The organism is Pseudoalteromonas sp. SG41-5, assembly GCF_014164495.1.
Taxonomy (GTDB): domain Bacteria; phylum Pseudomonadota; class Gammaproteobacteria; order Enterobacterales; family Alteromonadaceae; genus Pseudoalteromonas; species Pseudoalteromonas rhizosphaerae.
The window spans coordinates 1-7,382 of record NZ_JACJFH010000141.1 but is presented as its reverse complement, the minus strand read 5'-3'; the positions used below and the strand labels follow the sequence as shown (position 1 = coordinate 7,382).

7 protein-coding genes are annotated in these 7,382 nt (G+C 40.5%); 2 read left to right on the top strand and 5 right to left on the bottom strand.

Translation table 11 applies throughout. The features are described 5' to 3' along the window. The coding region (locus H5232_RS21465; RefSeq protein ID WP_310736897.1) for a uracil phosphoribosyltransferase at positions 1-159 on the bottom strand (159 nt) is incomplete at its 3' end. 201 nt (positions 160-360) lie between these two features. Here H5232_RS21465 and H5232_RS21460 point away from each other — a divergent pair. Further along, the gene (locus tag H5232_RS21460; protein ID WP_182718724.1) at positions 361-1,203 is read left to right on the top strand and encodes an ABC transporter substrate-binding protein; all 843 of its coding nucleotides are present in this window, start codon (positions 361-363) and stop codon (positions 1,201-1,203) included. Position 1,204: 1 nt separating this feature from the next. On the opposite strand, the gene H5232_RS21455 is transcribed toward H5232_RS21460, so the two are convergent. Both H5232_RS21455 and H5232_RS21450 read right to left on the bottom strand, forming a co-directional pair. Continuing rightward, a complete protein-coding gene (locus H5232_RS21455) occupies positions 1,205-2,176 on the bottom strand; it encodes a Gfo/Idh/MocA family protein (protein ID WP_182831484.1) in 972 nt (323 codons plus the stop codon). A 1-nt stretch (position 2,177) separates the two neighbouring features. Next, positions 2,178-3,128, bottom strand: a complete 951-nt coding sequence (locus H5232_RS21450) for an oxidoreductase family protein (RefSeq protein WP_182831483.1) — start codon at positions 3,126-3,128, stop codon at positions 2,178-2,180. Positions 3,129-3,321: 193 nt separating this feature from the next. Here H5232_RS21450 and H5232_RS21445 point away from each other — a divergent pair, with 193 nt between their 5' ends. Continuing rightward, entirely contained in the window at positions 3,322-3,498 is a 177-nt protein-coding gene (locus tag H5232_RS21445; RefSeq protein ID WP_182762539.1) for a DUF6435 family protein, read from the top strand. Between the two features lie 606 nt (positions 3,499-4,104). On the opposite strand, the gene H5232_RS21440 is transcribed toward H5232_RS21445, so the two are convergent. Together H5232_RS21440 and H5232_RS21435 are read right to left on the bottom strand one after the other, a co-directional pair. After that, complete coding sequence (locus H5232_RS21440; RefSeq protein WP_182831482.1) at positions 4,105-5,817, bottom strand: thiamine pyrophosphate-dependent enzyme; 1,713 nt, start codon at positions 5,815-5,817, stop codon at positions 4,105-4,107. Next, a partial coding sequence (locus H5232_RS21435; RefSeq protein ID WP_182831481.1) for an FMN-binding glutamate synthase family protein occupies positions 5,817-7,382 on the bottom strand: 1,566 nt, incomplete at its 5' end. The genes H5232_RS21435 and H5232_RS21440, both read right to left, overlap by 1 nt.

The window sequence follows — 7,382 nt, the reverse complement described above, 5'->3', positions numbered from 1 at the left end:
TGTTACTTTTTCCAGTGGCAGGTTTTTAGTCGCTTCATAGGTTAATAATGTACCCACTTCAGACGAAAGCTCACGGAAACTCTTAGTACTAATGCCATATTCTCGCATAAGGCCAAGTTTATGTTGAACAAGTGGGTGGTTAATTACATGAATAGTCATAATAGCGCCTAAAAGAAAAATAAATTGCGCTTATTTTAGCTTAAAAAATTCCATCAGACTTTAAAAAAGCATGATCAGTGCAATAAAAAAATTATTTTATGTTCCTAATACAGCGCTTTATCTCATTTAATCCGATAATTGTCATTTTCAACGCAACTACACTATAATAATAGCTATGAATAATTTGCTCACATAGGTTTTATGTCAAAGTTTGTTATTGGGCTCTTGATTGGTATTTTAGCAATAATGCCTTCATTAGCGATGGCTAAAAAACCATTAAAGGTGCAAATGATGACCGACTTTGCATCACAGGAAAATGATGATCCATTTAACATAGCCACTCAATTTTTGCTCGATATTGAAAAGCAGCTCAATGGTGCAATCGCGTTAAACTTTATCACAGCGAGTAGATTAAGGGAGTGGCAACAATTGCATGCAATGAAAGATGTGTGTTTGTACAATAAAGTCAAAACACCTGATCGCCTTGAAAATGCATTATTTAGTACCTCCCCAATTATGGCTTTTCCGGCCAACCGCTTAGTGGTGTATAATCATCCAGAACTGCCTGAAAATATTAGTTTAAATGATGCGGTAAATAAATATAATCTCACCATCGGCATTGCTTCAGGGCGTTCATATGGTCACGAAATAGATAATTATATTACCAAGCATCCTAAATCATTTATGAGCTTAGGCGGCACAACAGGTGCTTATCGCCTTAGTCAAATGCTATTTCAAAATAAGTTCGATGCCGTTATTGAATACAGATCGGTGTTTACTTCTCGTCACGGTACAGATCCAAGCACAGAAAATATCCGCTATCTCAGCCTAGACGACACGAATCAAACAGTGTTTGGCTATATTGCATGCTCGCAGTCAGAACAAGGAAAGCAAGTGATTGCATTATTTGATCAAGCATTACAAACGCCTGAAATCCAGAAAATAATCATTAGTAGTCACACACAAATATTTGCACCGCCGGAGCAGGCGCTGATATTACACGCATTACAAGATGCTTTTAACGTAGCAATACCTGCACGCTGATTTAGTTGTTTAAAATTTGCTCCATCACCCAACTAGTATGTGTGGCCGAATGACCTGTTGACGGATGTGTAATATTTTCAAATAATGACGAGGCCATATTTTGCACATGATATTGTTGAACATGAGGCGGGTTTTCAATGCTCAGTTGTTGCTGACCACTTTCGTTAATAACCGTAATTGCTTGCTCATCAAATACGCTAAAGCTGATCTCGCCCTTTTCACCGTATAAAGTAACAACATCAAAACGAGAAAAACCACCAAAGTTCCAACTTCCTGAGCCGGTAATACCGTTTTTATGCTGCCAACACGCAGTGATTGCATCAAAAGCGCCATATAAGTTTTGCTGGTTTGTCGCCAGTCCTTTCACTTGTTCATAATCACCAAATAAGTAACCAAATAAATCGAGACCATGGCTGGCTAAATCATCAAAATAACCTCCTGGTGCGATAGTTTTATCGGTACGCCAATTGTAAACACCTGATCTATCTTGCTCGCTGGAGGCTTTACTTAAGTGCCAATTAATATGTCGCACCTGGCCGATTTCACCGGCATCAATCAAGCTTTTCACTTTATTGAAGCGCGGTAAAGAACGTCGATAATACGCGACGAACAAAGGAATTTTTTTACTACTGAAAGCTTCAAGAATAACTTCACTGTGAGCCAATGTCGGCGCCAGTGGTTTTTCAATACAACATGGTTTGCCCACAGCAGCAACTTTTAGCGCCAGCTCCATATGGCTATCGGGAGGCGTTGCGATATATACGGCATCAATATCAGAACTTACTATCAATTCATCGGCCGTTTTAAATACCATAGGTACGTTATGGCGTTTTGCGTAATCTTCAGCAAGTGCGGTATCTCGTCGAGTAACGCCTTGCAACACAAAACCTTTCGTATTTTTATACGCTGGGCCACTTTTCACCTCGGTTACAGCGCCACAGCCAATCATTCCCCAACGGATCTGTTTCGTCATTCTACGTTACCCCAAAATTTGTTTTTGTAATTTGAAATTGCATATAAGCATTAATTTTTACGTGTTCTGGACTCCAGCCCATTAAAAATCGGTAAAAGTCAGCCCATACAACTGGCCACAAGGTTTGCCATTCGTTAATAGCAGCATGGCTATATGCGCTTTTATCAAATATGTGCATGGCGTTGGCAAAATATTTAAAGTAATCGGCTAAGTAATCATCAGCTCTTTGTTGTAATTGCTGTTCATTTAAACAACTACCCAAAAAGTACATAACGTCAATAACACCTACTCCAGCGCCAACATATTGAAAGTCATATCCTAAAACTTCCATAGTCGAACTATTAACAGCGAAGTTCGCAAGTTTTGCATCACCATGAATAAGCGTTTGATACTGACATGCCCGAATAGTTTGATCGATGCTGTGTGCTTGTTGCTTGATAGCACAATCTGCCATTTTTTCATACTCGTCTGGCCGAGTAGCTAAATGCCAATAACTCCCCTGCGACCATAAGCCATCAGCTTTGACTTGAAAATGAAAAGCATGAAAATACGCCAACCACTTAATAATGGCTGTAACATGTGTATGGATTGGTTTTGCGTTTACAAAGCCACTCTCTGTAAAATCAGCAAACACTAAGACTTTGTGCTGTTCATGTTCTATGGCATTAAAACACCTTAAAGCACCTGCTCTAGATGGTAATCGCGACGCATAATGCTGATACCAATGGAATTCGACTTCATACGAGTGACGCTTTCGGTTAATTGCAAACTCAGTTTGCGAAATTCGCGGATGATTTATGTGATCGGGCACACTAATCGCTTTAATGACGCAGGCTTTACCGTCTAAACGACAACGCACTATTTCACCACAGCCACTCCATAAAGCAGTGATTGTTTCAGTGATTTTAATATTTTTATAATGAAGACCAATTAATGGCAGATAAAAAGACATACGCACCAATATTCATAAAACACTTAGTATGACATAAACATTTTAAGATTAAAGCGCTTACAGGCAACGCAGAACACTACTTAACTACATGTTAGCAATCATTATCTTTTGCCAGCTTACAATTTCAACATAATGTAAACCAATGCATTGATTGAAACGTATCAATCTGCACCAGTTATTAAACGAGTAATATATGTTTTCATTCTTTAAGAAAGACCCAACTAAAAAGCTACATAAGCAGCTTTCTATGAAACTAGAACAAGCCATGCATGCCCAACGTAATGGCGATATACGCAAATACTCAGAACTATCCTTTGAAGCAGACCAAATAGACAAACAAATAATAGAGATAGAAAAACAAAACAAGTAAATATAATATTTAGCCTGCAATCTAAAATTATTAAATGGGGCTTTTTATTGAGCCCCGTGAATCGTGGTTGAGTCAATTCATACAAATCAGCCCTTTACACAAACTCATCCACACTATTTCAACTACTTATCCTGACACCTAATGGTGCTGGGCTAGATTAAATGGAATGCACGCAAAGAAAATCCAAGCGCTTGGTAGTTATGGAATTTTATTTACATCGCGAGAAAAGTTGAGACACAGAGCAGCTCCTGCGTCATTATGACTTATTAACCATCTAAACAGCAGCGCATTATTTTACCTCAACCACTCCAAAGCGCCGTGACTTTTCCTATAATTTTAATATTTTGATATTTTGATATTTTGATAACGAAGACTAATTAAAAGTAGATAAAAAGACATACACACTAACGTTCATTTAACCAGCACCTAGTATGGCATAAACATTTTAAGATTAGAGCATCAAGAGCTTAGCTGACTCTATATATCAAAAATGTTAGCCATGATAGCGACGAATAGCCCAATATAAACGCTAGAAAGTATTTAAATTTCTACTGAGATGAGTAAAAACCGGAGGTATCGTAATACCTCCTATTTTAAAAGGTGTTGTTACTTAATAAAGTTATCTCGGATTAATGAAATCACTTCATCTGAGCGACCATTAAGAACGGCTTTTACTCCAAATAAGGCAGTAGAAGCAACTTGGTTAGCCTCTATTTTAGGAGGCATTACTAATTCCATGCGATTAACTTTAACTTCTAATAATGCAGGTCCTTTATGATCTAACCAAGCTTGCATCGTATCTGGGAGTCGCTCTGGAGTATCGACTTGCCACCCCTGCAGACCAATTTGTTCAGCTAATGAAGCAAAATTTGGGTTATGCAGACTCGTATAGTTATCTAGTAGACCTTCAACCCGTTGTTCCATTTCAACAAATCCAAGGGATTCGTTATTGAAAACCAATAATTTCACTGGGATTTGCTCTTGTACTAGTGACAGCAAATCCCCCATTATCATTGTTAAACCACCATCACCACACATCGCAATCACTTGCCGATGTGGGTATGCATTTGCAATACCTAGCGCTTGGGGATACGCATTTGCCATTGTTCCATGCAGTAGGCTTGTTAAGAATCGACGCTCGCCTGTAGCCTCTAAATGGCGTAGTAACCAGACCATCGGACTCCCACCATCAGCGGTAAATATGGCATTTCTATCGGCTTTATCACTGAGTAATTGCGTTAGATACTGAGGGTGAATGAGCTCACTCTCATGCCTTGCTTTTCCTGCATACTCTTTTTTGTCCTTGTGCCACTGCTCTAGTGCATTATTTAGATGAGAATCATCAGAGCGCTGTTCAAGTAAAGGCAGTAATGCCTCAATTGTATTGGCTACATCACCCACCAACCCCAAATCGATAGGTGTACGTCTTCCTAAATGTTTCGCCTGTGTATCAACTTGAACAATTTGTGCATTTTTCGGATAAAACTGGGTATAGGCGAAGTCAGAGCCTAAACATAGCAATAGATCACAGTCATCCATTGCTTGCATGCCAGCCAAATTACCTAGTATACCTGTCATACCTACATTAAACGGATTATTAGGTTCAACAAACTCTTTTGAACGAGAGCTGTGTGCAATAGGTGCTTTTATTTTATCAGCAAGCGCAACTAGTTGGTCATGTGATTCACGTGCGCCAATCCCCGCATAAATCGTGATCCGCTTTGCACTATGGATCATACCCGCCAAGGTGTTTAAATCTGCGTCATTTGGACGAATTAACGGCTGTGGTTGGTGTACCGACCAAGCGATATCATCTTCAATTTTATTTTTAAATATATCGCCATTCACTACAACCACCGCGACACCTTGATGAGTTAACGCAGCTTGGGCCGCTTGGGCAACGATCCGTCTTGCTTGACTAGGATGATTAATACGCTGGCAAAAAACGGAGCACTGATCGTATATCTTAGTTTGGTCTAATTCCTGTGGAAACCCCATGCCTTCTTCAGAGCTATCTACATTTGAAGCAATGAGTACAACTGGCGATCCGTTACGATGGCTTTCAAAAATACCATTAACAAAATGCAAGCTTCCAGGACCACAGGTGCCGGCACACACAGCTAATTGCCTAGTCATATATGCTTCACTGCCAGCAGCGAATGCCCCCACTTCTTCATGTCGAACATTGATCCACTCTAGAGACGTTTTACTGATTGCATTAGTAAAGTGGTTAATTGTATCACCCACAATACCATAACAACGTTTTGCACCCGCTTTTATTAGCGTGTCAGCAATTACTTCGGAAACTGTAATACTCATTAATAATGCCCTCTATTATGTGCTGATAAAGTTTTTCCCATCGCTTGTGTTATGTCTTTAATGGGTTTGAATGTATCCGGTGAAGCCGCCTCCCACCAATCGCCATAGGCTGTATCTTTAGGTGCGTCAAGCAAGCTATTTGCAGGCAAAAGCGGGTGAATATCAATAATCGACTTAGATTGAGCAGCGTTAACACGGGTAATAATTTGATGCGGGTTAAGCTCGCTTGGGTGAATAACACCACTTGAGCCTACAATTTCAGCCAGTGCTGAGAGAGTTTTGGCATGAAAGCGAGCAGCCCGTTCAGATTGTATATCAATATCTAAGGAGCGTTGACGCTGCGGATCTTGTGTTGCAATGCCTGTAGGACAAGTTCCCTTGTCACAACGCCGCGCCTGAACGCAACCAATCGAAAACATAAATGCACGCGCCGCATTACACCAGTCAGCTCCTAAAGCAATGTGCTTTGCCATTCCCATACCATTATAAATTTTACCGCTGGCACCTAACTTAATATGTTTTCTGAGCCCTGTGCCCACTAACATATTTTGCATCATTACGAGACCATCTTCTAAAGGCATACCAACCCAATCAGACAGTTCACTAGGAGCTGCCCCGGTGCCGCCTTCGGCACCATCTACAACGATAAAATCAGGATAAATCCCTGTACTTAACATTGCTTTGCCTAATGCCATCACTTCATGAGGCATGCCAACACAGAGCTTCAGACCTACGGGTTTATTGCCTGATAACTGACGCATATTTTGCGCAAATTCCAGAAGCTCAATCGGGGTTGAAAATGCAGAATGCCCTGAGGGAGACAAGCAATCTTGATGAATAGGCACTTGTCGCGCGTTGGCTATTTCTTGGGTTACTTTAGAGCCTGGCAACATGCCACCATGACCCGGCTTTGCACCTTGGCTTAGCTTAATTTCAGTCATTTTTACTTGTTCGATTTGCGCTTGGTCAGCAAATTGCTTGGGATCAAAACGACCATGTTTATCACGACAACCAAAATAGCCAGTGCCGAGTTCCCATACAATATCGCCACCGTGTTTTTTATGATATTTGCTAAGCCCTCCTTCACCGGTGTCATGATAAAATCCACCAATTGAAGCGCCCTTATTTAAAGCCTCTATCGCTCGCCCAGATAAAGCACCGAAGCTCATGGCCGAAATATTTAATAAAGATGCATTATAGGGTTGGCTAGACTGCTCATTACCAATCGTGACACGTGGTTTTTTATCAGGCTCTGCGCTTGGTGCCATTGAGTGGCACACCCATGTATAACCATCTTCACGGACATTTCGCTCAGTGCCCAGCGGCTGTGTGTCACTTTTACCCTGAGCCCGATTATAAATAAGATTACGCGCAGCAAAACTATATGGCGTCCCTTCTAAATCATCTTCTACAATGTATTGACGCAAAAATGGACGCAAATCATAAAAAATATGGCGCACCCATGCAATTACAGGGTAATTTCTCAAAAGTGTATTACTCTTTTGAAAGCGGTCTCTAACGCCAAGAAAGGATAAAAGTGCAAGTATAATAATTAAACTGAGTGT